Annotated in this window: 29 protein-coding genes and 1 pseudogene; 17 read left to right on the top strand and 13 right to left on the bottom strand. The window is 70.4% G+C overall.

The features are described from left to right. Position 1 precedes the first annotated feature (1 nt). Positions 2-652, bottom strand: a complete 651-nt coding sequence (locus tag OG562_RS27015; RefSeq protein ID WP_266402192.1) for a TetR/AcrR family transcriptional regulator C-terminal domain-containing protein — start codon at positions 650-652, stop codon at positions 2-4. A gap of 79 nt (positions 653-731) precedes the next feature. Between OG562_RS27015 and OG562_RS27010 the strand changes: the two genes are divergently transcribed. Continuing rightward, a complete protein-coding gene (locus OG562_RS27010; RefSeq protein ID WP_266409549.1) occupies positions 732-2,162 on the top strand; it encodes an FAD-dependent monooxygenase in 1,431 nt (476 codons plus the stop codon). 61 nt (positions 2,163-2,223) lie between these two features. Here the strand turns inward: OG562_RS27010 and leuE are convergent, their stop codons facing one another. Together leuE and OG562_RS27000 are read right to left on the bottom strand one after the other, a co-directional pair. Continuing rightward, the gene (leuE, locus tag OG562_RS27005; protein ID WP_266402191.1) at positions 2,224-2,874 is read right to left on the bottom strand and encodes a leucine efflux protein LeuE; all 651 of its coding nucleotides are present in this window, start codon (positions 2,872-2,874) and stop codon (positions 2,224-2,226) included. An 84-nt stretch (positions 2,875-2,958) separates the two neighbouring features. Further along, positions 2,959-4,539 (bottom strand): methylmalonyl-CoA mutase, encoded by a 1,581-nt coding sequence (locus OG562_RS27000; protein WP_266402188.1) that lies wholly within the window; start codon positions 4,537-4,539, stop codon positions 2,959-2,961. A 134-nt stretch (positions 4,540-4,673) separates the two neighbouring features. On the opposite strand from OG562_RS27000, the gene OG562_RS26995 reads away from it, so the two are divergent. Further along, the gene (locus OG562_RS26995; RefSeq protein WP_266402187.1) at positions 4,674-5,537 is read left to right on the top strand and encodes a L,D-transpeptidase family protein; all 864 of its coding nucleotides are present in this window, start codon (positions 4,674-4,676) and stop codon (positions 5,535-5,537) included. Between the two features lie 224 nt (positions 5,538-5,761). Here the strand turns inward: OG562_RS26995 and OG562_RS26990 are convergent, their stop codons facing one another. The 6 genes from OG562_RS26990 to OG562_RS26965 form a co-directional block, all read right to left on the bottom strand. Further along, positions 5,762-6,922 carry a hypothetical protein gene (locus OG562_RS26990; RefSeq protein ID WP_266402185.1) on the bottom strand — a complete coding sequence of 387 codons (1,161 nt, stop codon included), beginning with the start codon at positions 6,920-6,922 and terminating at the stop codon, positions 5,762-5,764. Then, complete coding sequence (locus OG562_RS26985; protein WP_266402181.1) at positions 6,922-7,581, bottom strand: RNA polymerase sigma factor; 660 nt, start codon at positions 7,579-7,581, stop codon at positions 6,922-6,924. Before OG562_RS26985 ends, OG562_RS26990 begins: the two co-directional genes overlap by 1 nt. A gap of 310 nt (positions 7,582-7,891) precedes the next feature. Continuing rightward, entirely contained in the window at positions 7,892-8,350 is a 459-nt protein-coding gene (locus tag OG562_RS26980; protein WP_266402179.1) for a hypothetical protein, read from the bottom strand. Positions 8,351-8,444: 94 nt separating this feature from the next. Then, entirely contained in the window at positions 8,445-9,083 is a 639-nt protein-coding gene (locus OG562_RS26975) for a hypothetical protein (RefSeq protein ID WP_266402177.1), read from the bottom strand. A 133-nt stretch (positions 9,084-9,216) separates the two neighbouring features. Continuing rightward, a complete protein-coding gene (locus OG562_RS26970; RefSeq protein WP_266402175.1) occupies positions 9,217-9,870 on the bottom strand; it encodes a DUF4328 domain-containing protein in 654 nt (217 codons plus the stop codon). Between the two features lie 106 nt (positions 9,871-9,976). Beyond that, a complete protein-coding gene (locus OG562_RS26965; RefSeq protein WP_266402173.1) occupies positions 9,977-11,614 on the bottom strand; it encodes a glycoside hydrolase family 20 protein in 1,638 nt (545 codons plus the stop codon). Positions 11,615-11,856: 242 nt separating this feature from the next. On the opposite strand from OG562_RS26965, the gene OG562_RS26960 reads away from it, so the two are divergent. The 9 genes from OG562_RS26960 (at position 11,857) to OG562_RS26920 (ending at position 19,611) form a co-directional block, all read left to right on the top strand. Beyond that, positions 11,857-12,435: a 2-oxo-4-hydroxy-4-carboxy-5-ureidoimidazoline decarboxylase gene (locus OG562_RS26960; RefSeq protein ID WP_266402170.1), complete on the top strand. Its 579-nt coding sequence runs from the start codon at positions 11,857-11,859 to the stop codon at positions 12,433-12,435. Positions 12,436-12,683: 248 nt separating this feature from the next. Further along, positions 12,684-13,064 (top strand): succinate dehydrogenase, cytochrome b556 subunit, encoded by a 381-nt coding sequence (gene sdhC / locus OG562_RS26955; RefSeq protein ID WP_266402166.1) that lies wholly within the window; start codon positions 12,684-12,686, stop codon positions 13,062-13,064. A gap of 5 nt (positions 13,065-13,069) precedes the next feature. Continuing rightward, complete coding sequence (locus tag OG562_RS26950; protein WP_266402164.1) at positions 13,070-13,552, top strand: succinate dehydrogenase hydrophobic membrane anchor subunit; 483 nt, start codon at positions 13,070-13,072, stop codon at positions 13,550-13,552. 24 nt (positions 13,553-13,576) lie between these two features. Further along, positions 13,577-15,331, top strand: a complete 1,755-nt coding sequence (sdhA, locus tag OG562_RS26945) for a succinate dehydrogenase flavoprotein subunit (protein ID WP_266402161.1) — start codon at positions 13,577-13,579, stop codon at positions 15,329-15,331. Continuing rightward, the gene (locus OG562_RS26940; RefSeq protein ID WP_266402158.1) at positions 15,331-16,110 is read left to right on the top strand and encodes a succinate dehydrogenase iron-sulfur subunit; all 780 of its coding nucleotides are present in this window, start codon (positions 15,331-15,333) and stop codon (positions 16,108-16,110) included. Before sdhA ends, OG562_RS26940 begins: the two co-directional genes overlap by 1 nt. A gap of 167 nt (positions 16,111-16,277) precedes the next feature. After that, positions 16,278-16,898: a Uma2 family endonuclease gene (locus OG562_RS26935; protein ID WP_266402156.1), complete on the top strand. Its 621-nt coding sequence runs from the start codon at positions 16,278-16,280 to the stop codon at positions 16,896-16,898. A 98-nt stretch (positions 16,899-16,996) separates the two neighbouring features. Continuing rightward, on the top strand, positions 16,997-17,788 hold the full coding sequence (locus OG562_RS26930) for a hypothetical protein (protein WP_266409548.1): 792 nt from the start codon (positions 16,997-16,999) through the stop codon (positions 17,786-17,788). Positions 17,789-17,962: 174 nt separating this feature from the next. After that, the gene (locus OG562_RS26925) at positions 17,963-19,039 is read left to right on the top strand and encodes a serine hydrolase (protein ID WP_266402154.1); all 1,077 of its coding nucleotides are present in this window, start codon (positions 17,963-17,965) and stop codon (positions 19,037-19,039) included. A 440-nt stretch (positions 19,040-19,479) separates the two neighbouring features. Beyond that, on the top strand, positions 19,480-19,611 hold the full coding sequence (locus OG562_RS26920) for a DUF397 domain-containing protein (RefSeq protein ID WP_266402153.1): 132 nt from the start codon (positions 19,480-19,482) through the stop codon (positions 19,609-19,611). Here the strand turns inward: OG562_RS26920 and OG562_RS26915 are convergent. Both OG562_RS26915 and OG562_RS46255 read right to left on the bottom strand, forming a co-directional pair. Continuing rightward, positions 19,598-20,239, bottom strand: a complete 642-nt coding sequence (locus OG562_RS26915) for a hypothetical protein (RefSeq protein WP_266402152.1) — start codon at positions 20,237-20,239, stop codon at positions 19,598-19,600. The genes OG562_RS26920 and OG562_RS26915 overlap by 14 nt on opposite strands. A 312-nt stretch (positions 20,240-20,551) precedes the next feature. Then, positions 20,552-20,851: a DUF2750 domain-containing protein gene (locus OG562_RS46255; RefSeq protein WP_353962851.1), complete on the bottom strand. Its 300-nt coding sequence runs from the start codon at positions 20,849-20,851 to the stop codon at positions 20,552-20,554. A 76-nt stretch (positions 20,852-20,927) separates the two neighbouring features. Between OG562_RS46255 and OG562_RS26910 the strand changes: the two genes are divergently transcribed. Further along, positions 20,928-21,050: a hypothetical protein gene (locus OG562_RS26910; protein WP_266402150.1), complete on the top strand. Its 123-nt coding sequence runs from the start codon at positions 20,928-20,930 to the stop codon at positions 21,048-21,050. A 138-nt stretch (positions 21,051-21,188) separates the two neighbouring features. Here OG562_RS26910 and OG562_RS26905 read toward each other — a convergent pair whose 3' ends face one another. Then, on the bottom strand, positions 21,189-21,584 hold the full coding sequence (locus OG562_RS26905) for a hypothetical protein (RefSeq protein ID WP_266402148.1): 396 nt from the start codon (positions 21,582-21,584) through the stop codon (positions 21,189-21,191). Positions 21,585-21,655: 71 nt separating this feature from the next. On the opposite strand from OG562_RS26905, the pseudogene OG562_RS26900 reads away from it, so the two are divergent. Then, positions 21,656-22,033: pseudogene (locus OG562_RS26900) on the top strand (transposase); the annotation flags it as partial. A gap of 114 nt (positions 22,034-22,147) precedes the next feature. On the opposite strand, the gene OG562_RS26895 reads toward OG562_RS26900, so the two are convergent. Beyond that, positions 22,148-23,254, bottom strand: coding sequence for a hypothetical protein (locus OG562_RS26895; protein ID WP_266402146.1), 1,107 nt, complete (start codon positions 23,252-23,254; stop codon positions 22,148-22,150). Between the two features lie 170 nt (positions 23,255-23,424). On the opposite strand from OG562_RS26895, the gene OG562_RS26890 reads away from it, so the two are divergent. From OG562_RS26890 to OG562_RS26875, 4 genes are all read left to right on the top strand, one after another. After that, positions 23,425-23,832, top strand: coding sequence for a VOC family protein (locus tag OG562_RS26890; protein ID WP_266402145.1), 408 nt, complete (start codon positions 23,425-23,427; stop codon positions 23,830-23,832). Positions 23,833-23,978: 146 nt separating this feature from the next. Continuing rightward, positions 23,979-24,392, top strand: coding sequence for a hypothetical protein (locus OG562_RS26885; RefSeq protein ID WP_266402144.1), 414 nt, complete (start codon positions 23,979-23,981; stop codon positions 24,390-24,392). Positions 24,393-24,466: 74 nt separating this feature from the next. Continuing rightward, complete coding sequence (locus OG562_RS26880; protein WP_266409546.1) at positions 24,467-24,940, top strand: thiol-disulfide oxidoreductase DCC family protein; 474 nt, start codon at positions 24,467-24,469, stop codon at positions 24,938-24,940. 10 nt (positions 24,941-24,950) lie between these two features. Continuing rightward, positions 24,951-25,748, top strand: a complete 798-nt coding sequence (locus OG562_RS26875; RefSeq protein WP_266402142.1) for a TetR/AcrR family transcriptional regulator — start codon at positions 24,951-24,953, stop codon at positions 25,746-25,748. Positions 25,749-25,754 lie beyond the last annotated feature (6 nt).

The following is a 25,754-nucleotide window of genomic DNA, read 5'->3' as shown; positions in this document are numbered from 1 at the left end:
CTCAGCCGATTCCGTAACGCGCCCCGATTCCGGAGATCACGATCTCCAGCCCTTCCTCGAATTGCCGGTCGTAGTCCTCGAAGATCTCCGCGCCCGCCATCGCCGACAGCGGGAAGTCGGCGAGCAGCCGGGCGCGTTCCGCCACGTCGAAGCCCTCGCGCCGCTCGTCTGGCAGCGGCTGCACGCCCTGCTCCTCGATGACGAACCCGACGGTGTACGCGTAGGAGGTCGCCGCCGCTCGAACGGCTCGGGCGAGGGAGAAGCCGGCGGCCGTGAACAGGCGCAGGGTCTCCTCCATCTGGACGGCGTGGTCGGTGCCGGTGAAGCGTGAGCCGCTGTACACCCGTGCGCCGTCGCGGTAGGCGAGGAGCGCCCGGCGCAGCCCGCGGTTGGCCTTGCGCAGCCGCTCCTGCCAGGTGTCGGCGGGGTCGAGGGCCGCGCCGGCGACCATCCTCCGGTACATCTCGGTCGCCATCTCGTCGAGCAGCGCCTGCTTGTCCTTGAAGTGCCAGTACAGGGCCGGCGCCTTGACGTCGAGCTCCTTGGCGATGGCGCGCAGGGTCAGCCCGTCCAGACCCGTGTCGTTCAGGAGCGCCAGGGCGGTGTCGGCGACGCGTCTGCGGTCGAGCGGGGCTCGTCGTTCGGTACTCACACTTGACAGCTTAACGCCGTTAAGGCCACTCTCGTGGTCGACGGCACTTAACAGCGTTAAGGAGAGCGTTATGAACACCGTGGACACGGATGTCCTGATCGTCGGCGCGGGCCCCACCGGCCTCGCCCTCGGCATCGACCTGGCCCGGCGCGGGGTGCGCGCGCTGGTGGTGGAACGGGGCGAGACCCTGACCCCCGGCTCCCGCGGCAAGGGCCTGCAACCGCGCACGATGGAGGTGTACGAGGATCTCGGCGTCCTCGACGCGATCCTCGACGCCGGCGGCCCGTACCCGGTGGGCATGATCTGGCGGGACGGCGAGCAGGTCGGGGAGCACATGATGTTCGACCCCGCGGAGGACGGCGGGGCGGACGGCGAGGAGAACGGCGGAGTGGACGGCGGGCAGGGCTCCCGGTTCGCCACCCCCTGGATGGTTCCGCAGTGGCGCAACCAGGAGATCCTGCGGGCCCGGCTGGAGGAGCTGGGCGGCGGGGTGGTCTTCGGCCGTGAGGTCGTGGGCGTGGAGCAGGACGCGGACGGCGTGACGGCGCGCTTCGTCTCCGGTGCGCCGGTGCGCGCCCGGTACGCCGTCGCCGCCGACGGGGGCCGCTCGGCGGTGCGCCGCGCGCTGGGCATCGGCATGACCGGCGAGACGGTCGACCCGGACCCGGTGCTGGTGGCGGACGTGCGGATCAGCGGCCTGAGCCGCGACCACTGGCACATCTTCCCGCCGCACGACGAGGTCGGCTTCCTCGCCATCTGCCCGCTGGCCGGCACGGAGGACTTCCAGCTGGTCGCCCAGTTCCCGGACGGCGCCGGGCCGGACCTCACCCTCGGCGGCATCCGCAAGGCCGTCGCCGACCGCACCCACCTCGACCCCGAGGACGTGACCGAGGTCCGCTGGGTGTCCGACTTCCGGCCCCGCGCCGCCCTGGCGGACCGCTTCCGCGAGGGCAGGGTCTTCCTCGCCGGGGACGCGGCCCACGTCCACTCCCCGGCCGGCGGCCAGGGCCTGAACACCAGCGTCCAGGACGCCTACAACCTGGGCTGGAAGCTGGGCGCGGTGCTCGGCGGGCGGGCGTCGGCGGACCTCCTCGACACCTACGAGGAGGAGCGCCGCCCCATCGCCGCCCATGTCCTCGGCCTCTCCACCGCGATCCACCGCGACGAGGCGAGGCGCGGCACGGCGACCATGCAGCTGGGCCTGGGCTACCGGGAGTCGTCCCTCGCACAGGAGACCCGCCAGTCCCCGACCGGCAGGATCCGGGCGGGCGACCGCGCACCGGACGGTACGACGGAGGGCGTACGGCTCTTCGACGCGCTGCGGGGACCGGGGTGGACGCTGCTGACGGTGGGCACACGGTCGTCGGCGCCGGGCCTCGACCCGGTCCACCTCCCCGCGCACGGGGCGTACGGCACGGGCGTCTTCCTGATCCGCCCGGACGGATACGTGGGGTGGGCGGGCGAGACGACGGAGGGGCTGGACCGATACAGGGCGACGACAGGCGCTTGAGGACGGGCGCTTGAGGACTGCTCAGCGACGCGGGGGCCGTCTCACGTACTCATGGGCCGCCTCACGTACTGGCGAGCGACAGCTTCACCGCGAACCCGAGGAACAGCGCCCCGGCGGCGGAGGTGGCCCCGGCCGCCAGCCGCTTGCGCCGCCGGAAGGCGGTGGCCAGCTTCGTCCCGCTGAATATCAGCGCGCTGAGGTAGAGGAAGCTGGCCAGCTGGGCGAATGCGCCGAGCACGACGAAGGACAGCGCCGGATACGCGTACCCCGGGTCGACGAACTGCACGAAGAAGGCGACGAAGAACAGGATCGCCTTGGGGTTGAACAGGCTGATGACGAACGCCCGCCGGTAGGGCCGCTCGTCGGCGACGGCCCCGGACTCGTCCTCGACGACGGCCCGCTCCTGCCGACTCCGCCACATCCCCCACGCGGCCCGCAGCATCCCGACCGCCAGCCACGTCAGATACCCGGCTCCCGCGTACTTCACGATCCCGAACAGCACGGCGTTCGCCTGGAGCAGGGACGCGACCCCGGCGGCGGAGAGGGTCATCAGCACGGCGTCCCCGCACCACACCCCGGCAGCGGCGGTGTAACCGGCGCGGACCCCTCGGCGGGCGGCCACGGACAGCACGTACAGGGAGTTGGGACCGGGCAGCAGGACGATCAGGACGAGTCCTGCCAGATAGGTGGGGAGATCGATGACACCGAGCATGAGAACGAGTGTCGCACGGGGGTACGACAACGCCTTCGACGGTGACGGTGACGGTGACGGTGACGGTGACGGTGACGGTGACGATCAGAACGCGTCGGAGGGAACGTAGGTCCCCCATACTCCGCGCAGCGCCTGGCACACCTCGCCCACCGTCGCCCGGGCCCGCAGGGCGTCCTTCATCGGGTAGAGGACGTTGTCCTCGCCCTCCGCCGCCTTCTTCAGGGCGTCGAGGGCGAGGTCCACGGCGGCCTGGTCGCGTTCCGCGCGGAGGCGGGCGAGGCGTTCCGCCTGCTGGGCCTCGATCGCCGGGTCGACGCGCAGGGGTTCGTAGGGCTCCTCCGCGTCGAGTCGGTAGCGGTTGACGCCGACCACGACCCGTTCGGCGGAGTCGGTCTCCTGGGCGATGCGGTAGGCGTTGCGTTCGATCTCGTTCTTCTGGAAGCCGTGCTCGATGGCGGACACCGCGCCGCCGAGGTCCTCGACCTTCCGCATCAGCTCCAGCGCGGCCGCCTCGACGTCGTCGGTCATCGTCTCGACGACATAGGAGCCGGCGAAGGGGTCGACGGTCGCGGTCACGTCCGTCTCGTAGGCGAGGACCTGCTGGGTGCGCAGGGCCAGGCGGGCGCTCTTGTCCGTGGGCAGCGCGATCGCCTCGTCGAAGGAGTTGGTGTGGAGGGACTGGGTGCCGCCGAGGACGGCCGCCAGGCCCTGGACGGCGACCCGGACCAGGTTCACCTCGGGCTGCTGGGCCGTCAGCTGGACGCCCGCCGTCTGGGTGTGGAAGCGCAGCATCAGCGACTTGGGGTTCCTCGCGCCGAACTCCTCGCGCATCACCCGCGCCCAGATCCGGCGGGCGGCGCGGAACTTGGCGACCTCCTCGAGGATCGTCGTACGGGCCACGAAGAAGAAGGACAGGCGGGGGGCGAAGTCGTCGACGTCCATGCCGGCCGACACCGCCGTTCGGACGTACTCGATGCCGTCCGCCAGGGTGAACGCGATCTCCTGCGCGGGGGACGCGCCCGCCTCCGCCATGTGGTAGCCGGAGATCGAGATCGTGTTCCACTTCGGGATCTCGGCCCGGCAGTACTTGAAGACGTCCGCGATCAGCCGGAGGGAGGGCTTGGGCGGGAAGATGTACGTTCCCCGCGCGATGTACTCCTTCAGGACGTCGTTCTGGATCGTGCCCGTCAGCCGGGCGGCCGGCACGCCCTGCTCCTCGCCCACCAGCTGGTACATCAGCAGGAGCAGGGCCGCGGGCGCGTTGATCGTCATCGACGTCGACACCTTGTCCAGCGGGATCCCGCCGAACAGCACCCGCATGTCGTCGACCGAGTCGATCGCCACGCCCACCTTGCCGACCTCGCCGTGCGCGATCGGGGCGTCGGAGTCGTGGCCCATCTGGGTCGGGAGGTCGAAGGCGACCGACAGACCCGTGGTGCCGTGGGCGATCAGCTGCCGGTAGCGGGCGTTGGACTCCACCGCCGTGCCGAAGCCCGCGTACTGGCGCATCGTCCAGGGGCGGCCCGTGTACATCGACGGGTAGACGCCCCGGGTGAAGGGGTACGCGCCCGGCTCGCCGAGCTTCTCGGCCGGGTCCCAGCCCGCCAGGGCGTCCGGCCCGTACACCGGTTCGATGGGCAGTCCGGACTCCGACTCACGCGCCATGGGTGTGCCGCCTTCCCTGAGCACTCACAGAACAGAACGGAACAGAACAGACGGACAGAAAAGAGCGGTGGTGCTACCGGTCATAACAATGCCGGGTCGTTCGGGAAGCGTCATCCGGGGGGAACATCTCAGGCATGTTGACGCGGAGATCGATCGCCGCCCTGGCCGGCACGGCGGCCCTGACGGCCCTGGCGACGGTGTGCGGCTGTACCGTGCAGGCCCCGGACGCGGACGGCGGGGCGCGCGCCCCCGCCCCCGTCCACATCGACGCCACCGGCACGCCGGCCAAGACCGCCGACGACAAGCCGGACGGCCCGTCCCCCACCACTCCCTCCCCCACCGCCCCGACCTCCAGCGCCCCGCCGCCCGCCGTCCTGTGGTCCCGCGGCGACACCGGACGCGACGTCCGCGAACTCCAGGCCCGGCTACGGCAGGTCGCCTGGCTCTTCGCCGGACCCACGGGGACCTACGACGATCTCACCGAGCAGGCCGTCAAGGGCTTCCAGGGCAAGCGGGGGCTGCCGACGACCGGCGAGACGGACGCCGTCACCTGGGAGCGGCTGCTGAGGATGACCCACGAACCCGGACAGTGGGAGCTGTACCTGATGGGCGGTCAGCCGGCCGACGCGCCCGACGCCCGGTGTCTGACCGGGCGGGTGATCTGCGTCGACAAGACCAGCCGCACCCTGCGCTGGATGATCGACGGGCGGACCCTGTCGACGATGTCGGTCCGGTTCGGCTCGCAGTACACGCCCACCCGGGAGGGCGTGTTCCACGTCTTCTGGAAGTCCCGCGACCATGTGTCGACGCTCTACCACTCGTCGATGCCGTACGCGATGTTCTTCAGCGGCGGTCAGGCGGTGCACTACTCGGCCGACTTCGCGGCCCGCGGATACGCCGGTGCGTCGCACGGGTGCGTCAACGTACGGGACGAGGCGGCGATCGCCGAGCTGTTCGCGCAGGTGAGGAACGGCGACAAGGTCGTCGTGTCCTGGTGAACCCGGCCGGGTGAGGCGGATGAGGTGTTTGGGGCGCGAGCGGGACCGGGGGAACGTGTCCCGCCCGCGCCGTGCGCACGAGCCGTAGGTACGGGGGGAACCCCGGCTCAGTGCAAGGGCCGATGACCAGTCGGCTCACTTCTTACTGCGCCCCGGGCTCCAAAAACGTCACACCCGTCGCGAAGTAATTTCACCTCACCACGAAGTAGCAGGTCAGGAGGGGTTCAGTGGCCTTTCCCACCGGAGGCGGAGTGGTGGCGTCCGCTGCCGTGACCGCCTCCGTAACCACTTCCGTAGCCACTTCCGTAGCCACTTCCGTAGCCGCCTCCATGGCGTCCTCCGTGGCCGGAGGCCGTTCCCCCGCGGCCGTCCTTGTCGTCCTGGTCGTCGCGATCGCCTTTGTCGCCCTGATCGCCCTGATCGCCCTGGCCGCCCTGATCGCCCTCGTTGCTCCGGTCGCTCAGGCTGGCGCCCTGGCCCGCGGTGCCGGTGCGGCCGCTGCGGTCGTCGGAGCGGGGGGACCGGGAGGATCGCGGGGAGCGGGGAAACTGGGCGGTGGGGCCGTCGAGGACGCCCGCGCAGTACGTCGGGACGCGCGCCGCGCCGCCCGCGAGGCCCTCCAGGCTGCGCCGGCGCTGGGTGTCCAGGGTTTTGCCTGCGCGTACGTCGCGGCAGGACGAGGTCACGTCCTTCGGCACGGCGCCGAGGCCGTCCGCGCCGGCGGAGGGGTCTGCGCTCGCGTTCGCGCTCCCGGCGCCGTTGGAGTCGGACCCGCCGGGGGCGCCGGACGTCCCCTCGTCCGTGCCGTCGTCCGGGCCGGTCGGCGAGGGCGAGACGAGCGGCAGCTCGTCGGGCACGGCGGCCGGGACGGAGGCCGCGGGGCCTGGTTCGGCGCCGTCGAAGGGGGTCGGCAGCGCTCCGGTGCCGGCCGCCACGGCGACCCCGCCGAGCACGCCGACGACCAGCGCGGCGGCAAGACCCAGCCGGGCCGGGCGGCTCCAGCGGGGGCGGGCGGCCTCCTGTGCGCGGCCACGGGCGCCGATGCGGACCAGCCCGGCGTCGGCGGCGTGCACGGCGCCGGCCCGGGAAGCGTGGGCCCCATGCGCCTCGTGCGCCCCGTACGCCTCATGGACCGCACGATCCTCGCGGGCCTCGCGTGCCTTGCGGAAGGCCGCGAGCGCCGCGGCCTCGCCGGGGAGCTCCGGATCGGCGGACAGGGGCTCGGCGGCCAGCGCGGAGAGGGCGCCGAGGGTCCTGGCGAGCCGTTCGGCCTCGTCACGGGCGGCGTGGGACACCTCGGCGGGTACAGCGTCGACGGCTGACTCACCGCACAGCAGCCGCTCCGCCGTCGCGCGGTCGAGCCACCTGTCCTGCTTGTCGGCCATCACATGTCCTTCTGCGTCCGCGTGCGCGCATGCGTCACACTCGCGGACGTCGGCGCGCGCGAGCGCGGTCCTCGCTGGGGCGGCAGCGCGTCCAGCGCGTCCACCGTCTCCGGGTCCTCGCCGAGCAACTCTGCCAGCTTCTTCAGGCCCCGGTGCGCGGCCGTGCGGACCGCTCCGGGCCGCTTGCCGAGCGTCTCGGCGGCGGTCTTCGCGTCCAGGCCCATCACCACACGCAGGACGACCGCCTCGGCCTGGTCCTGCGGCAGCCGGGCGATGAGGGACAGCGTACGGCCCGTGGCCAACGCCTCGATGGCCTCCCCCGCGGTGTCGGACTCGGCGGGCCGACCGGCCAGTTCGGTCTCGTCGCCGGCGGTGGCGGGACGCCGTCCGCGCATGCGTATGTGGTCCAGCGCGCGGTTGCGGGCTATGCGGGCGGCCCAGCCGCGGAAGCGGTCCGCGTCTCCGCTGAACCGGTCCAGGTCGCGGGCTATCTGCAGCCAGGCCTCGGAGGCCACGTCCTCGGCGTCGAGATCGCCCACCAGCGTCCGCACGTACCCCAGCAGCCGCGGGTGCACCGTGCGGTACACAGCCCGGAACGCGGTCTCGTCCCCGTCCTGTGCCGCAAGCACCGCGGCTGTCAGCTCCGCGTCGTCCCCCACGTCGTGGTTCCTCGGTCGATGAGTCGGTGATGCGCGGTCTCGGGACCGCAGGTGGATGCGGTGGTCATGCCGCTTGGCCGTCCGGCGCGAAAGGCACGTTACGACCTGAAACCGCCAGTCGTCCATGTCCGTAGAACATGCAACTAACTCGTGACGCATGCGGGTGTGACAGAAAACGCATTCATGGCGCTGTAGCTAGTACGGGCCGCCGCGCGGCCCGTGCCGCGCGACGGCCGGGGCCTCTCCTGTGGGGGGTGGCGGCTCCGGCCGTTGCACTGGCGGCACGCTCCGGGACGTGACGAGCCCGGCCTCAGTTCCGCTTCCCCCGCATCGCGTCCCGGCACAGCAGGCGCAGCGAGCCATGGCCGCCGAAGCAGCGGCGGGCCTCGTCGAGCGGCTCCCACAGGCGGCCGTCGGGGGTGCGGACCCAGTGGTCGCCCCCGCTCGCCCACCACTGGGCGCCGGTCTGGCGGACGATCACCTCACCGGCGTACGCCCCGAGTCCGCGCAGCGTGATCTCCACGGCGGCGTACGGCGTGCCCTCGCGCCGTAGGTCCTCGATGTGCCGGTCGACGCGCCACAGGCTCTGCGCCGAGTGGTCGAGGTGCAGTCGGGCGTCGTCCCGCAGGGCGGCGACCGCGTCCGCCGCCCACTGCGCGGGCCTCGCGGCGGCGGTGGGGCGGGGCGCGTGGCCGGTGACCTGGTGGGAGCCCTGGGGGGAGCCTTCGTGGGAGCCCTGGTGGGAGCGCTGATGCGCGGTTGGCGTCACTTTTCCTCGCTGCCCTCTCTCCCGTTGTTCACGCAGGTCTTCTTGGTCACGCAGGTCTTCACGGATGTCTTCGCGCAAGCCTTCACACGCGTCTTCACGCGCGTCCACGCGCCCGGCGCGACACCACCGCGCGCAGTACGCGACGCCCTTGCGTGGACACCTCGAGCGCTCGGCGCAGTCCGCCCACGCCATGCCCGGCGAGCAGCTCCAGGACGGTGATCTGGCGGCGCAGCTCGGCGGCGACGAGCGGCGGCATGCCCTCCGTACGGCCCTCGCGGCGGGAGTCGAGCGAGGAGGCGTCCTCGGCCGGGTCGAGGAGGCGGTGGATCTGGAGGGAGGCGACGGAGCAGGCGTCGGCCCACACCCGTACCTCGGCGGCGCGGAAGTCGGCCGGGGTGGCGGCGAGCATCCGGCGGGCGAGCAGCGCGGCTTCGCCGCCACGGCCACCCTCGCCGTCACCGTCACGGTCCCCGCCCTCGTCCCCGCCACCGGAGCCGTCGCCGGAGTCGGAGCCGTCGCCGGAGTCTCCATCCGCCCCCAGCTTGCCGCGCGCCTGTTCCAGTCGTTCGCCCCAGTCGCCGGGGGCGGAGTCGGGGTCGGCGAGGCTGGCCCACAGGGGGCGCAGGATCTCGTCGTCACCGCCGAGCAGGGGCACGCACCGATCCAAACAAGCCAACCCGCTGGCGGCCAGTCCGCGTTCGTCGGCCTGAGCGATCAGTTCCACCAGGCTCATCCACACCTCCCTCGCCAGGGCGCCTACCTTACGGAGCCCACACTTCCCCTTACTGCGTGCAACAGATCAGGAGTGTCACAGAAGATTTTCGGCCAAGGAAGGAGAGCGCGAAGGGAAGTACGAAGGGACGTACTCAGACCGTGACCGACGCCGGTTCCGTCTCGGGCCCCCGCAGGGCCTTCTCGTGCTGCATCCGGGTCAGGCGCAGCACGACGAGGATGGCGAGGACGGCGGCCACGACGTCGACCGCGTCCGCGAACATCACCTGGGCGACGGCGGCGTGGATCTCCTCGGCCGTGTCGGCCTTGCGGTACGCCTGGTACCCGGCCCGGCCGGCGGCCAGAGAGACGAGCCACAGCGTCCACCACGTGGTGACCAGCCCGTGCGGCCGGGGCGGGCCCCAGGGGACGCCGGGGCTGCTGGCGTCCCAGATGTCGAGCATGATCCGGCGCGGGTACCAGAGGTTCACGACAGGCGTGAACCAGGAGCCGATCACCCAGCCGCGCGACTTGCTGTGCCCGTCCGGCCGGAACACCTCGGCGTTGATCCGCACACGGGAGAACCAGAACAGGTACACGACGATGCAGACGACGAGGGCGATCGTCTGGACGATGCCGGCCGAGCTGTAGAGGCGGTCGGCGCGGTCGGCCGACGCGCGCACGGCCCCCTCCAGCCGGCCGTCGGCGATGTGGCCCGTGACCTCGTACATGTCGTAGTCCGCCCAGAGGGCGAACAGGTCGGTGGCGATGACGAGGCCGAGCGCGGCGACGGCAGCCCGCGCGAGCATGACAGGTGAGCGCAGCAAGTGGATCCCCCGAGGTGTGTGCGTGTCCGTGCGTGTGTGCGTGTCCGTGCGTGCGAAGGCCGCGCTCGGTTCTCCCCTGAGCCGGGGTTCAGCCCAGCCGGTCGGCCAGCGCCTTGAACTGCGTCCAGGACAGGGCGGGCTGTCGGGAGTCCCACAGCTTCTGGACCGTGGCCCGCAGCGGCATCCGGATCCCGGCGGCGACCTGTGCCTGGGTCTGCGACTGGGAGAGGTCGCACCAGACCGAGAAGGACCCGCCGAGGATCTGGGCGTCGTACGACGCGGGCACCGCCGTCGTGCCGCGCAGCACCCTCGGCGTCCACTGCTGGTAGATCCGCTGACCGGTCGGGTAGACGAAGGTCTGCGGTTCGCCGAGGACGTAGTAGAGGTACTCGTCGTTGTAGTTGAGGACCTTGCGCCCGGCGCTCAGATAGTCCGCGGGGACCCGCGCGCCGATCTCCTTGCCGGTCCAGTAGGCGACCACGAGGTCGGAGGCCGGCTTGACCGACGTACCCCGGAAGAAGCCGTCGTTCCACACCCGCATGGTGCGGTCGTGGGCGCGGACGGTGTCGGCGCGGTCGTTGAGCCAGCCGGTCGCCAGGTCGGCGACGCCCGCTCCGGCGCCGTACGCCGACCGGGCTGCGGCGGCGAGCTGGGGGTAGGAGGCGGCGGGGTTGGACACGGTCAGGGCCTGGTACTCGTCGCCGCCGAGATGCCAGTACGCGCCCGGGAAGACGCCGGCGAACTCGTTCAGCAGGTCGTCCAGGAGGCTCGCCGAGGCGGCCTTGGAGATGTCGATCGCGCCGCGCGTCGCCACCCCGCTCGCGTTGCGCAGCTGCAGCTCGGGGTGGGCGGCGAGCACGGCGCCGAGGTGTCCCGGCGAGTCGATCTCGGGCACGACGGTGATGTGCCGACTGGCCGCGAGGGCGACGATCTTCTTCACCTGCGCCTTGGTGAGGTGCTCCCTCGCCACGATCTCCGGGTGGGTGTCGGACTGGATCCGGAAGGCCTGGTCGTCGGAGAAGTGCAGCCCGAGCTGGTTGAACTTCAGGTCCCCGAGCTCACGCACCCGGGCCTCGATCCAGCCGGGGCTGAAGTACTTGCGGGCGATGTCGAGCGTGAACCCGCGCTGCGGCTTCGCCGGCTGGTCGCGGACGACGCCCTCCGGGGCCGTACCGCCGCCGTGCACCTCCTGCTTGAGCGTGCGGGTGCCGTAGAAGACGCCCGCGTCGGAGGGCCCGCTGACGGTGACCCGCCCGCCGCGCACGGTCATGGTGTACGACTCCGGGTTCGCGCCCTCGTCGTCGTTCAGCGCCAGTCGCAGGTCCCCGGCGCGTACGTCGTCCTTCTCCCCGGCGTACGTCATGCCCAGCTCACCGGCGATCAGTCTGCCCTCGTCGGCGAGGTCGGCGTCGCTCACGACCACCCGCCGCCCGGCCGCCGGCCGCCAGCCCGGACCGCGCGCCGGGGTGTGGGAGCGGACGGCGGGGATGGTGCGCGGGGCGGTGGAGAGGGCGTACGAGCGGGTGGGCGTCGGACTGACGGCCGCGCCGGCGTCGGACCCGGCACCGGCGGCCTCGCTCGCCGTCGACGTCCCGCCGGAGGGCTCCCGGGCCGCCGACCCGGCCGGCACGCCGCCGTCCCCGTCCTCGCCCCCGGACGCCCACAACCCCAGTCCCACACCGGTTCCGACGACCAGGGCGCCGGCCAGCAGCGCCCGTATCGCCACCGTCCGGTGCACTCTCTTCTGCGCCGCCGGGCGCCGATGCCTATGCCTGCTCACCCCGTCAACCTACGACGGCGACACGCCCGATGCCCGCCGAAGGAGTTCATCCCCGGTGCCTCCATCGGTTCTGAAACTCTCTCGTTCGGGTGAAATTCGGGCATCCATCGGACACGTCATGACCGGTCTCGATAACGTGTCGTCCGCATGTCGTCACACACTTCACTGCATCCCCTGCCACACCACACGTGACTCGAGGATCCACGCTGCCTCCGCACCGTCTCTCCCACCCCGCCACTCGCCTCCCCATACCGGCACAGACCCGGACCTCGCCGCCCGCGCCTCCGGAGGGGGCCGCGGAAGGCGCTCTGGAGGGCTTCAACGCCGCACCCGCCGACGAGGCCCACCACATCCTCCTCAGCCGCCTCCGCAGCATCCGCTGGGCCCGCCGCCTCGCGGACCACCGCCCCTACCCCACCCTCGACGCCCTCCTGGCCGCGTCCGACGAGGCGGCCTACGACCTGACGGCGGGCGACCTCGCGGAGGCCCTGGCAGGCGAGACCTTGCCGACCCTGCCGGACGACACATACGAGGCGGCCCACATGGCACTGGGCGCGGCACACGCGGCATACGAGGCGAGATTCGGACACGTGTTCGTCATCTGTGTGGACGGACTGGCGCCGAACGAGGTCCTGGACCATCTCCTGGCGGCCATCCGGTCACGTTTGGCGAACGATCCGGAGGACGAGCGGGTGGTGGTGGCGGAAGAACTCCGCCGCCTGGCAAGAGGACGTCTGGTCAACCTCCTCAGGGGCGCGGGGCTGTGACATGCGCGGCTCCGCCGCGGGGCGCGACCGGCCACCACGCCGCCGCACCCGCCAAATAACCGGACACCCCACCCCAGATGCCACAAAGCTCACCCATACGCGTGCCAGTTTGATCACACAGGTAGGCCCGGCTTAAACCCAGCGCCAGCGCGTCGCTACGATGCTGGGGGCCGGAGGACCGTACCCGGCCGGGCCCGTCCGACGCCGAAGCCGGCAGGCCCCAATCCCCGCTCCCGGAGGGTTCTTCCGTGCCGGCTGGAACGCTGTACCGCGGCCGGGAAGGAATGTGGTCCTGGGTGGCTCATCGAGTCACCGGCGTCCTCATCTTCTTCTTCCTGTTCGTACACGTGCTGGACACCGCTCTCGTGCGTGTCTCCCCCGAGGACTACGACAAGGTCGTAGCCACGTACAAGACGCCGATCGTGGCCGTACTGGAGTACGGCCTCGTCGCCGCCATCCTCTTCCACGCGCTCAACGGCCTGCGCGTCATCGCCGTCGACTTCTGGTCCCAGGGCCCCCGCTACCAGAAGCAGATGCTCTGGGGCGTCGTAGGCCTGTGGCTGGTGCTGATGCTCGGGGCGATCTACCCCGTCCTCGGACACGCCGCTCGTGAACTGTTCGGGAGCTGAGACCGATGGCCACCACTGAAACCACCGCGTCCGGGATCGGCCCCGTCGAGGGCGGCCCCCTCTACAGCGTCGACAACCCTGCGCCCCTCATCGAGGCCCCGCGTCAGCGCACCAAGAAGACCCCGAGGTCCACCCGGGGCAACTTCGAGATGGTCGCCTGGCTGTTCATGCGCCTCTCCGGCATCGTCCTGGTCGTCCTGGTCATCGGCCACCTGCTGATCCAGCTGGTGCTGGACGGCGGCGTCTCGAAGATCGGCTTCGCCTTCGTGGCCGGCCGCTGGGCCTCGCCGTTCTGGCAGGTCTGGGACCTGCTGATGCTGTGGCTCGCGATGCTGCACGGCGCCAACGGCCTGCGCACGGTCATCAACGACTACGCGGAGCGCGCGAACACCCGGCTGTGGCTGAAGGGCCTGCTCTACACCGCCACGGTGTTCACCATCCTGCTGGGCACGCTGGTGATCTTCACCTTCGACCCGAACATCCGCTAGGCACGGGGCTGAGGTAAACCACAGATGAAGATCCACAAGTACGACACCGTCATCGTCGGCGCCGGCGGCGCGGGCATGCGCGCCGCGATCGAGTCGACGAAGCGCAGCCGCACCGCCGTGCTGACGAAGCTCTACCCCACCCGCTCCCACACGGGCGCCGCGCAGGGCGGCATGGCCGCCGCGCTGGCCAACGTGGAGGAGGACAACTGGGAGTGGCACACCTTCGACACGATCAAGGGCGGCGACTACCTGGTCGACCAGGACGCCGCCGAGATCCTGGCGAAGGAGGCCATCGACTCGGTCCTCGACCTGGAGAAGATGGGCCTGCCGTTCAACCGGACGCCCGACGGGACGATCGACCAGCGCCGCTTCGGCGGGCACAGCCGTAACCACGGCGAAGCGCCCGTCCGCCGCTCCTGCTACGCGGCCGACCGCACCGGTCACATGATCCTTCAGACGCTGTACCAGAACTGCGTGAAGGAGGGCGTGGAGTTCTTCAACGAGTTCTACGTCCTGGACCAGCTGATCACCGAGGTCGACGGCGTCAAGCGGTCGGCCGGCGTGGTCGCGTACGAGCTGGCCACCGGTGAGATCCACGTCTTCCAGGCGAAGGCCGTGATCTACGCGTCCGGCGGCACCGGCAAGTTCTTCAAGGTGACGTCGAACGCGCACACGCTGACCGGTGACGGCCAGGCGGCCGTGTACCGGCGCGGGCTGCCGCTGGAGGACATGGAGTTCTTCCAGTTCCACCCGACCGGCATCTGGCGCATGGGCATCCTGCTGACGGAGGGCGCCCGTGGTGAGGGCGGCATCCTCCGCAACAAGGACGGCGAGCGCTTCATGGAGAAGTACGCGCCGGTGATGAAGGACCTCGCGTCGCGTGACGTCGTGTCCCGCTCGATCTACACGGAGATCCGGGAGGGCCGCGGCTGCGGTCCCGAGGGCGACCACGTGTACCTGGACCTGACGCACCTTCCCCCGGAGCAGCTGGACGCCAAGCTCCCGGACATCACCGAGTTCGCGCGCACCTACCTGGGCATCGAGCCGTACACGGACCCGATCCCGATCCAGCCCACCGCGCACTACGCCATGGGCGGCATCCCGACGAACGTCGAGGGCGAGGTGCTGAGCGACAACACCACCGTCGTCCCGGGCCTGTACGCGGCCGGCGAGGTCGCGTGCGTGTCGGTGCACGGCGCGAACCGCCTGGGCACCAACTCGCTCCTGGACATCAACGTGTTCGGGCGCAGGGCCGGCATCGCCGCCGCCGAGTACTCCCAGAAGGCGGAGTACGTCGAGCTGCCGGAGAACCCGGCGCAGCAGGTGATCGACCAGGTCGAGCACCTGCGCAGCTCCACGGGCACCGAGCGGGTGGCGGTCCTGCGCCGCGAGCTGCAGGAGACCATGGACGCGAACGTCATGGTGTTCCGCACCGAGCAGACCATCAAGACGGCGGTCGAGAAGATCGCGGAGCTGCGCGAGCGCTACCGCAACGTCTCGATCCAGGACAAGGGACGACGGTTCAACACCGACCTCCTGGAGGCCATCGAGCTGGGCAACCTGCTCGACCTGGCCGAGGTCATGGCGGTGTCGGCGCTGGCCCGCAAGGAGTCCCGCGGCGGTCACTACCGGGAGGACTACCCCAACCGCGACGACGTCAACTTCATGCGCCACACCATGGCGTACCGCGAGGTCGGCGACGACGGCGCCGAGTCCATCCGTCTCGACTACAAGCCGGTCGTCCAGACCCGCTACCAGCCGATGGAGCGTAAGTACTGATGGCAACCCCGACCCTCGACAAGGCGGACGCGGCCGGCGCCCCCGAGCCCGGCTTCGCCGACTCCCCGTACATCACGGTCACCTTCCGCATCCGCCGCTTCAACTCCGAGGTCTCGGCGGAAGCGACCTGGGAAGACTTCCAGCTGGAGATCGACCCGAAGGAACGCGTCCTCGACGGCCTCCACAAGATCAAGTGGGACCTGGACGGCACGCTGACCTTCCGCCGGTCCTGCGCGCACGGCATCTGCGGCTCGGACGCGATGCGGATCAACGGCAAGAACCGCCTCGCGTGCAAGACGCTGATCAAGGACCTCAACCCCGAGAAGCCGATCACGGTCGAGCCCATCAAGGGCCTGACGGTCCTGAAGGACCTGGTCGTCGACATGGACCCGTTCTTCCAGGCGTACCGCGACGTCATGCCCTTCCTCATCACGAAGGACACGAACGAGCCGACGCGCGAGCGTCTCCAGACGGCCGAGGACCGCGAGCGCTTCGACGACACCACGAAGTGCATCCTCTGCGCCGCCTGCACGTCCTCGTGCCCGGTCTTCTGGAACGACGGCCAGTACTTCGGCCCGGCCGCCATCGTCAACGCCCACCGCTTCATCTTCGACAGCCGTGACGAAGCGGGCGAGCAGCGCCTCGAAATCCTGAACGACCGCGACGGCGTCTGGCGCTGCCGCACCACGTTCAACTGCACGGACGCCTGCCCGCGCGGCATCGAGGTCACGAAGGCGATCCAGGAGGTGAAGCGAGCGCTGATCACGCGCCGCTTCTGAGGTCTGGGATTCGTTTTCCGGTACGTGCGCGAGGGCCCCGTTTCTCTGTGGAGACGGGGCCCTCGGGCGTACCGCGCCACGATCGGGTGAAACCAGCGGGACGGGACACGTGCGGGCCCCCCGGCCTACGATGATGCTCTCGACACCAGCCCAGCAGGAGGCAAGCGATGTCCGCAGCATCCGTCGAGCGGCCCCACGACGACCGTCCGCTGATCGCGGAGGCGAACCGCATCGTGGATCGCAACCCGGGCTACCGCGTCGAGATCATCGGGGGCCAGATCCTCATGTCCCCGCCCCCGGATGGTGCACACGCCTGTGCCCTGACCGACCTCATGGTCCCCTTCCTCGCGGCGGGACTGCACGGAGCGGAGTCAAAGGTGCTCCAGGGCATCGGGCTCTGGCTGCCCAGCGGCGCCGAGGACTACGCCATCCCGGATCTCGCGCTGGTGGATGCCGACGTCCAAGAACACCTCGTCGAGAACAACTGCTACGAGCCCATCGCCTTCCGTCTCGTCCTGGAAGTCACATCCAGCAACTACCAGTCCGACCTGCGCACCAAGGTCGCCGCCTACGCCGGCGCCGATGTTCCCGTGTACGTCATCGTCGACCGCAAACACCAACGCCTCCATGTCCTGACCGACCCGGCCAACAGCGAGTACGGCAATCACCGCGTCCACGCCCCCGGCGAACAGGTCACCCTCCCCGACTCCATCGGCGCCAAGGTCACCCTTGACGTGGCGGAGATCCTCAGGGCCGGCCGTCCAGTCGAGGACGAGCGCAAGCGATAGTTGAGAGTTCAAGCCAACTGGCGGCCCGACCCGGCCAGTTGCCCGTGCGACTGCTGTGATGCAAGGGGCTGCCGTCGCAGACTGCTCCCATGGCACCCCTGGCACTCCTGAGAAAAGCAGCCGCCGCGCTCTCGGCAGCGGCGGCCGCACTGCTCGCGATACCCCCCACGGCCTTCGCGACACCCGCCCCGCACACCCCGCACACTCCCACCACCCTCGCGCGGGAGACCTTCGACCGCCTCCCCCTGGGCCCGGTCACGGCCGGTCGCGGCTGGACCACGGACACGTCCGACGGCACGCTGACGGTGGAGCCCAGCACGAGGGGCGGCGCCGGCCGCGAACTCCACCTCCGCACCGAGGCCAACGGCCGCGCCTTCCTCGTCTTCCCGGACCTGACCCCGCCCGGCAACAGCTTCTGGGCCCGTCTGCGCCTGCGCGTCGACGCCTTCCCCACGGCTCCGGACTGGGCCCACTGGACCATCGCCGAGGCGTCGGGCGCCGACTCCCCCACTCTGGTCCGCCCGCTCGGCGGCCAGTACGCCCCCACCGACCAGGGCAACTTCTGGGGCGTCGGCTCGGACCTGGGCCCCACCGGCGACTGGACGTCCTGGCGCACCTCGTCCCCGGCCACCGCCGGCGCCTGGCAGTGCGTCGAATTCCACCTGGACGCCACGGACAACCGCGTCACGGTGTACCTGAACGGCACGGAGCAGTCGGACCTCACGGTCTCCACCACCCGACACGGCGGCACGACGGACGCCTTCACGTTCCCGCACTTCGACAAGCTGAAGCTGGGCTGGCAGCTGTACCAGTCCGACCCGAACCCGTCGTCGTACGACGTCCGCATGGACGACATCACGCTGAGCACGCGGCGGGCGGGGGGCTGCTGAACCCGCGCCGCCGGGGCCGCCCGGAGGCGGTGTCAGGGCTGGGTCGGGGACGGGTCCGGGACGGGTCCGGGATCTTCCTGATGCCGGGGCCTGCGGTACGGCGCGAAGCTGGTGCGCATGGCGAACTCATCGTTCTCATCGTTACGCAGGGGGAGTCGAGGCGCGGTCCTCGCGATGGCGACCGCTGCCCTGGCGACAGTACTCACGGTCGGCGACGCCGTACCGGCGATGGCGGCCGGGGCGGTGCCCGCCGTCGGCACACACCAGCACCAGACGCTGGACAAGGCGGCCTTGCGGGCGGCCCTCTCCGGCCTACCGGACGCGAACGTCTCCGGTGGCCTGATCCGCATGACCGGACGGGACGGCCGCTGGACGGACACCGCCGGCCCCTCGGTCCCCTCCCCCGACGCGCACTTCCGCATCGGCAGCATCACAAAGCTCTTCACGTCGACGGTCGTACTCCAGCTGGCGGCCGAGCAGCGCCTGAGTCTGGACGACACGGTCCAGGACCTGCTGCCCGGCCTCCTTCCCTCCTCCTACCGTCCCGTCACCGTCGGCCAGTTGCTCAGCCACACCAGCGGTCTCCAGATCCCCCTGTGCGCCAGGAAGGACGTCCCGCCGAGGGAGTGGGTGGAGTCGGCCCTCTCCTGCGGCGAACCGACCGAGCCCGGCAAGGTCACCCAGTACAACGGCATCAACTACTTCATCGCAGGCCTGATCGTGGAACAGGTGTCGGGCCACTCGTACGGCGACGAGGTCCGCACCCGCATCCTGCGCCCCCTGAACCTGCGCGACACGTCGGTGCCGACCCTGGACGACTGGTCGATACCGGTGCCGTACACAAGGGGAGCGACAGTGCAGCCGGGCTCGGGCTCGGACGAGCTGACCGACGTGAGCGTCCAGAGCCCGTACGCCTGGGCCGAGGGCGGCATGATCTCCAACGCCCCGGACCTGTCCCGCTTCCTCACCGCCCTGTACCAGGGCCGTCTCCTGCCACCCGCCCAGCAGGAGACCCTCTTCACCCTCCCCACGGGAGTGACCGGCACCAGACAGTTCACCTACGGCGGCCTCGAACGCACGGTCCTCCCGAACGGCACGACAGTCTGGGGCAAGAGCGGCTCGTACCCGGGCTACACGAGCGGCGTCTTCGCCACGCGCGACCTGCGCCGGGTCTTGGTGTACTCCCTCAACCCGACAGGCCGGACTCCGGAACTGCCGTACGTGATGCGGATCGCCGAGGCCGCGTTCTGAGCGGCTTTCCGCATCACACCGCACGGTCTTCACGCCGCGGGGTGTGCCTGCGCCGTCGCGCGCGAAGAATCTCCGCCGCCAAGGACAAGGCAGCGGTGACGACACCGAGAAAGGCATCTACTGACAGAAGAATCATGTCCATGAGAGGGATCCGATCTCCGGAACCCCTGACAGACAGTCACAGGCCCGGATGCGACGTTCCGCGTCGACGGCCCCCGGGGACGTTCCCTCGCCCACCATGATGACGATGACGACCGGTCTGCGCTAGGGGCGCAGTCCAAGACGACGGCGGCCGGACCCGGCGAACTCGTGAACGCTACTGGCCAGTTGGAGAAGTATCGGCTCGTCGCCCTGGACCGCGTGGAAGCGGTCGCCCTGAAGCCCGTCGACTCCCGCGACCTCATCCACCGCATCGTCGAAGACATCTGAGGAACGAAGGCATGACCGAACCGAACTGGCAGAAGTCGACCTACAGCGAAGAAGGCTCCGCCTGCGTCTACCTCGCCACCGGCCCCTGCCAACTGGCCGCGCTGACAACCACCCTCAAACCCGCTGCGGTTAACCGTTGGTGATGGGCGAGCAGGTGGGGGACGCGGTGAGGATCGGTGCGAGGAGGAGGAAGACCGCGACCGCGGCGGACACGAGCCAGACCGCGTACAGCGCGATGTGGGGAATCCGACGCCGTGTCACGGTCCACGCGCCGAAACCGGCCAGCGATCCGAGGGCGAGCGAGGCCGCAAGACAGACCGGAACCATGAGTGCCGGTTCCAGGTACGCCGGCGTCGGGGGCGGGTTCGTCTCGCACAGGTCGGCGCTGCTCGCGGCCAGCAGCAACGGCAGGCTGAGGCTCGTGAGCACGGACGCCGTCCAGGCGAGGGCGGACAGCGAGCGGCGGAAGACGCTGTTCCGTCGAGCCGTGAGCGTGCCGGCGAGAGCCCCGCACATGAGCAGGACCGAGGGGGCCGTCCATGCCGCCAAGAACCAGCCCAGCGGCGACCGGGGCCAGTTGCTGTCGGCCCAGTAGTACCGGCCGAAAGCGACGGCGACGGAGAACTCCAGGACAAGCCCGGCCAGTCCGTACGCCGTCGAGCGGGCCTGCGGGGCATCCCGGAAGGACACCGGCCAGAGGACCTCTCCGCCGCGAGCGTCCCGCCCGCCGACCTCCGACCCCGGCCGACGCCTGCCCGTCACGGTGTCCACAGCGCCTCCTCAGCCGACCCGGCATCACTTGGCAGGACGGACGCCGTCGACAACCGCCCCGGTTCCCGCTTCGATTCCGGGGCCAGTTCGTGCAGCACCGCGCGAGGTGTCTCTCTGTGCCGCACCCGTCCGCTGACGTTGCCGTCAACTACTTCCGTCAGACACCCCAGAGGCCCCACCGGAAGCAAACTCCGGTGGGGCCTCTGCACTATTTTCAAGGGGTCTCCTCAGAACTTCCCAGCCGCACCGAATCAGAACTTCCGTCTCTACACACGCTTTGAGATCGTTGCAACAGCTGTCACTCGGCCGAATCTACCGGTCGTATGGTGGCTCGCCGAGCGCATGAATGAGACGATTGACTGCTTCACCGACAGTGAAGTCCCATCCGGTTGGGCGCTGTCCGCTCCAGTTAATCCCTACCCGGAAGTCGTCCTTGGCTAGATCCGGCAAAGCCGCGCTTCGCCAATGATCCAGCGGCATTGAAACAGCCCGAAATTGAGAACCCCATAGCTGAGCAGCGCGCTGCGCACGGGTCTTCGACGACCAATAGGGGAAAGCTGGTTGCCCAGAACTTGAGACCGGGGTCGGACTGCATCGTCCCGACTTCAGCATCACGCTTGAGCGCGGCACCAAAGGGCCCCAGTGCTGCGCCCCGTTCGCAACGTGAGTAACCGGGCGGGAGCCTACGGTGTCCGCCTGGATCCATGAGGACATGATCCTCTGGCCAGGCAGCAAGACCGCGCTGTCCGGTTCCGGCACCGGGATCATCACGCCGAATACGTATGGGAAAACGCGTATCGCCATCGGCTAAGGCTTGTCCCGTAACACCTGACCGCAATGGAGATTTCTTCGCCGTGCCTGCCTCCACGACCTGCTCCTCGAAGCCGAGGTTCTGCAGGTTCTGCAGGTAGTGGCGGCTGCGTCGGGCAGAGGGCGGATGCGGATCAGCTCAGGGCTCGAACGAGTCCTTCGTGCTGGGCCTCCGAGAGCGTTTGACACCGCTGCACGCCAGGAGCTCGGTCCCGGTGGCGTCGAAGTACAGAGTGAAGGACCAGAGCCGGTCTGCTGCGTCGATGATCCCGGTACGCAGTTGCTCGCCGCGGTGCTGCGCGAGGATCTCAACGGTCTCGTCGAGGCCGATGATCTCCTGCAGGCCGCGGGCCAACGACCGTCTCAACCTCGCTGCGGCGATGCCGGCGACCATCCAATGGGGCGCCTCCCTATCCAAAACCCTTACCTCGGCGCCGGCGGCGATGGCCTCGCGTGCCGGCTTGCACGCGCTCGTCTGGTTGGTGAGCATCGCGGCGACGTCGGGCTGACTTGGGGGCTCGTCTTCGGTGGCCATGCGGTGACTGTAGAGATTGAACGTGGGCGTTGCTACAGGATTGCGGCGTGGCTTGGGCTGCTGGACGGGGACACCAGGTCGTCATCGACGCCGACACCCGCCTGGTCGTCGTGGTCGGCCGGCCGCTCGCCGGCAACCGCAACGACTGCAAGGCGTGGGAGGAGTCCGGTGCCAAGGCCGCTGTCGGCAAGACTCTCACGATCGCCGACGGCGGCTACCCGGGCACCGGACTCGTCATCCCGCACCGCCGCGAGCGTGGCCAGGCAGAACTCCCGGATGGGAAAGAGGAACACGACAAGTCCCACAAGCAGGTCCGCGCCCGCGTCGAGCACGTCTTCGCCCGCATGAAGACCTGGAAAATCCTCCGCGACTGCCGCCTCAAAGGGGACGGCGTCCATCACGCCATGCTCGGCATCGCCCGGATGCACAACCTCGCCCTCGCCGGCTAGATCAGAGGGCCGTACGGCGGCCAACCCTGCCCGAGCCGATCCGGAGATCATTTACGGGACATCCTTAGAACCAGTTCAGGGCCCTGTTTCCGCGCCATCGGAAACAGGGCCCTTTCACGTGCCCGCGGCCCGCGCCCTCAGGGCCGTGTCGATGAGCTTGGCCGTGCTCCGGTACGTCACTACGGCGGCCAGGCGCGCGAGTTCGGCGTGCGCCGGTTCGTCGGCGATTCGGGTGAGGGCCAGGACGGCCGCGTTGGCGATCTTCGGGCTGCGGGGGCCGTGAGCGGGGACCGCGGTCAGGGAGGTTTCCGCCAGGGCGGCCAGGGCGGGCGGGGTGTCCGGGTGCGGGGGCAGGAGGGCGAGGAACCAGGTCAGGCCGCGTAGGGCCGTGGCGTTGTGGGGGTCGTAGGTGTGGTTGATGTTCGGTTCGTGGGGGTGGTGTCGGAGGGGGAAGGTGCGGGGGCGGCCTACGAGGGTCAGCCAGGGCAGGACGGTGGTGCGGACCTGGGCGGGGGCGAGGGGGGCCAGCAGGGTGCGGGCCCGGTTTTCCCAGGTCGCCGTGGGATGGGGTTTGGTCGCCTTCGTCGCGTGGGTCAGGAGCGACTGCCAGTCGGGGGTCGTGGTGTCTCGTAGGGCCTGTTCCGCCCATTCCTCGCCCACGTTGAGGGGTGGGGTGGTCAGGGTCTTCGTCAGGCGGAGGAGGGGTTCGGCGTCCCCGGGCACCGTGGTCTCCAGTGCTGCGCGGCGGAAGGTGGCCACCGTGGGCGGGGGCAGGGGGTGGCCTGCGGCCAGTTCCGCCTCCGCGAGGAGTTCCAGGCGGGCCTCCGGGCTGAACGCCCGGCGTCGGCCCAGGTCGTGCAGGGCCGCACGGCGTTGCGCGGCCAGGAGGTCGTCGTCGGCCGGGGCGTCGGCGTTCAGAGCGTCGGGGTTCAGAGCGTCGGCGTTCAGGTCCTGGGAGAGGCACGTCCGCAGGACCAGGGCTCCGCAGCGGACGTCCGTGTCGGCTTCCGTCTCAGGGTGGCGGGCCGCCAGGGCGTGAAGGAGTGCGTGGCGGCTCGGGGCCGGTAGGGCCACCAGCTGGTCCAGTACCCTCCCCCAGCCCGCATGCCAGCAGCCTCGGCTGGAGGTCAGCGTTCTCAGCGCCTCGTCGGCGATCCGGTCGGCGTCCCCCGCGGCGATCCGGTTGCGGATGCGGTCGGCGTGCGATTGAGGCGTGCGCATCAGACCGGGTCCGTCGGCGGCGGCTCGTGTGCGGTTCCCGTTTCCATGTCGTCGACCGTACGAGGCGGCACTGACAACGCGGGCCCTCGGCACCCGTCTTCGCGTCCGCGCGAGTGACCCCCACGGTCAGTCCCCCTTCGCCCTCGCACCCACCCCCCTAGTCTGACGACATGTCAGATGACCAGTCGTACGAGCTGCTCGGCTTCGACAACCTGCTGCTGCCCGTCGGGGATCTCGGCGAGGCCGTCGGCTTCTACGAGCGTGCCGGGTTCGAGGTGGCGCTCCGGTTCGACGAGGCCGGGATCGCGTTGTTGAAGGTGGGGGGCGAGACGCCCGGGATCCTGCTGCGGCTGGAGGAGGGGCTGGGGCACCGGCCGCCGCCGTGGCCCTCGCCCCGGGTGTGGCTGGAGGTGGCGGACGCGCGCAGGACGGCCCGGCGGCTGGCCGACGCGGGGGTCGCTCCGCTCGGCGCGCCGTTCTCCGTGTCCACCGGGTGGACCGTCGAGGTCGCCGACCCCTGGGGGAACGTCGTCGGGTTCACGGACTACACCAAGCGGCCCGAGCTGGCCCGGCGGTAGACACCCGGCGGCATCACCCACCCCCCTCACCCCCACCCCCAACCCCACCCCGCCCGCATCCCACTTGAACGTGTTCAAAAAGCGGTCTACAGTCATCCATGACAGCGTTTTGAACGCGTTCAGAAATGCAGGAAAGAGTGGGGAACATGGACCGTACGGTCGTCGCCTACGTCATCTACCTGGTCGTCAGCATCGCCCTGACCGTCTGGGTCGCCAGGACCCTCAGTCGCAACGGGCGGATATTCCTCGCGGACGTGCTCCAGGGGAACGAGAAGCTCGCCGACGCCGTCAACCACCTCCTGGTGGTCGGCTTCTACCTCGTCAACCTCGGCTTCGTCGCGCTCTACCTGAGCGGGGACGACACCATCGAGGACACCCGGGGGATCTTCGAGGCCCTGTCGACCAAGCTGGGCGTGGTGCTGCTGGTGCTCGGCGCGATGCACCTGGCCAACGTGTACGTGCTCAACCGGATCCGGCGGCGCGGGCTCATGGAGCGCGAGCAGGTCCCGCCGGTCGCCCCGCAGGGCTGGGCCGCGCCGTCGCCGTCGGCCCAGGCGTGAGCACCGTGACCGCCGAACCGGTCGGACACCCCGCTCAGGTCGAACAGGCCCCCGTCGACCGGGACGTCGCCGCCGTGCGCGTCCCGGTTCGCCGGCTCACCGTTCTCTACGACGCCGACTGCTCCCTGTGCACCTTCCTGCGCGACTGGCTGGGCCGCCAGCCGCAACTGGTGCCGCTGGAGTTCGTGCCCGCGGGCTCGGCCGAGGCGGCCGCCCGCTTCCCCGGGCTCGACCACCGCGCAACCCTCGACGAGATCACCGTCGTAGGGGATGGGGGGCAGGTCTACCTAGGGGCCGGGGCCTGGATCGTCACCCTGTGGGCGCTGCGCGGGCACCGGCCGCTCGCTCATCGGCTGAGCACTCCCGCCGGGGCGAAGTTCGCCCGGGGCGCCGTTCTCGCGGCCGCCAAGTGGCGCGGGGCGCAGCGCAAGGACACCCGGTGGGGCGCGAACGCGTACTACGGGGCCGACGGGTGGGCCTTTGACCGGCAGCACGGCTGGACCTACACCCCGCCCACCTGTGCCGACGGCGCCTGCCCGACTCGTTAGGCTCGTGTCCGTGTCCGCGAACCACGACGGCCCCGCCGAGGCCGCTCCCCCGACCGAGCCCCACGAGGCGTCTCCCGCGTCCAAGTCGGAGCAGACCCGTGCGCTGATCCTGGAAACGGCGATGCGGCTGTTCCAGGAACGCGGTTACGACAAGACGACGATGCGGGCGATCGCCCAGGAGGCCGGGGTCTCCGTCGGAAACGCCTACTACTACTTCGCCGGCAAGGAACACCTGATCCAGGGTTTCTACGACCGGCTCGCCGTCGAGCACCGGGAGGCGGTCCGGGGGGTCCTGGCGCGGGAGACGAGCCTGGAGGCGCGGCTGGCGGGCGTGCTGCGTACCTGGCTGGAGGTGGCCGAGCCGTACCACGAGTTCGCGGTGCAGTTCTTCAAGAACGCCGCCGACCCGGACAGCCCCCTCAGCCCGTTCTCCGCGGAGTCGGAGCACGCGCGTGTGGAGGCGATCGGCGTCCACAAGGAGGTGCTGGCCGGGTCGAAGGCGAAGGTCCCGGAGGAACTGCGGGAGGTGCTGCCCGAGTTGATGTGGCTGTCCCAGATGGGGCTCGTCATGTACTGGATCTACGACCGCACCGAGGACCGCGAGCGCAGCTACCGGCTCGCAGACCGGGGCGCGCGCCTCACCGCTCGGGGTGTGGCGCTCGCCCGGTTCCGGGTGCTGCGACCGCTCGTCCTGGAGGTCCACGACCTCTTCACGGACTTCCTGCCCGGCATGACCAACGCCCTGCCGGACCCGACGAAGAAGCAGAACCAGAAGCCGAACCAGAAGCCGAAGCCGGGGGACGAGTAGGCCCCC

It is taken from the genome of Streptomyces sp. NBC_01275 (genome assembly GCF_026340655.1).
Taxonomy (GTDB): Bacteria; Actinomycetota; Actinomycetes; order Streptomycetales; family Streptomycetaceae; genus Streptomyces.
This window is presented reverse-complemented; position numbering and strand designations above follow the sequence as displayed.

Excerpts from the sequence above, each read along its gene's own strand:
- OG562_RS26920 (WP_266402153.1), top strand. The coding sequence starts at position 19,480 with ATGACCGAACCGAACTGGCAGAAGTCGACCTACAGCGAAGAAGGCTCC.
- OG562_RS46255 (WP_353962851.1), bottom strand. The coding sequence starts at position 20,851 with ATGCTGAAGTCGGGACGATGCAGTCCGACCCCGGTCTCAAGTTCTGGG.
- OG562_RS26995 (WP_266402187.1), top strand. The coding sequence starts at position 4,674 with ATGTTGACGCGGAGATCGATCGCCGCCCTGGCCGGCACGGCGGCCCTG.
- OG562_RS26950 (WP_266402164.1), top strand. The coding sequence starts at position 13,070 with ATGGCCACCACTGAAACCACCGCGTCCGGGATCGGCCCCGTCGAGGGC.
- leuE (WP_266402191.1), bottom strand. The coding sequence starts at position 2,874 with ATGCTCGGTGTCATCGATCTCCCCACCTATCTGGCAGGACTCGTCCTG.
- OG562_RS26935 (WP_266402156.1), top strand. The coding sequence starts at position 16,278 with ATGTCCGCAGCATCCGTCGAGCGGCCCCACGACGACCGTCCGCTGATC.
- OG562_RS26905 (WP_266402148.1), bottom strand. The coding sequence starts at position 21,584 with ATGGCCACCGAAGACGAGCCCCCAAGTCAGCCCGACGTCGCCGCGATG.
- OG562_RS26970 (WP_266402175.1), bottom strand. The coding sequence starts at position 9,870 with ATGCTCGCGCGGGCTGCCGTCGCCGCGCTCGGCCTCGTCATCGCCACC.
- OG562_RS26895 (WP_266402146.1), bottom strand. The coding sequence starts at position 23,254 with ATGCGCACGCCTCAATCGCACGCCGACCGCATCCGCAACCGGATCGCC.
- OG562_RS26890 (WP_266402145.1), top strand. The coding sequence starts at position 23,425 with ATGTCAGATGACCAGTCGTACGAGCTGCTCGGCTTCGACAACCTGCTG.
- OG562_RS26925 (WP_266402154.1), top strand. The coding sequence starts at position 17,963 with ATGGCGACCGCTGCCCTGGCGACAGTACTCACGGTCGGCGACGCCGTA.
- OG562_RS26885 (WP_266402144.1), top strand. The coding sequence starts at position 23,979 with ATGGACCGTACGGTCGTCGCCTACGTCATCTACCTGGTCGTCAGCATC.
- OG562_RS26940 (WP_266402158.1), top strand. The coding sequence starts at position 15,331 with ATGGCAACCCCGACCCTCGACAAGGCGGACGCGGCCGGCGCCCCCGAG.
- OG562_RS26975 (WP_266402177.1), bottom strand. The coding sequence starts at position 9,083 with ATGAGCCTGGTGGAACTGATCGCTCAGGCCGACGAACGCGGACTGGCC.
- OG562_RS27000 (WP_266402188.1), bottom strand. The coding sequence starts at position 4,539 with ATGGCGCGTGAGTCGGAGTCCGGACTGCCCATCGAACCGGTGTACGGG.
- OG562_RS26990 (WP_266402185.1), bottom strand. The coding sequence starts at position 6,922 with ATGGCCGACAAGCAGGACAGGTGGCTCGACCGCGCGACGGCGGAGCGG.
- sdhA (WP_266402161.1), top strand. The coding sequence starts at position 13,577 with ATGAAGATCCACAAGTACGACACCGTCATCGTCGGCGCCGGCGGCGCG.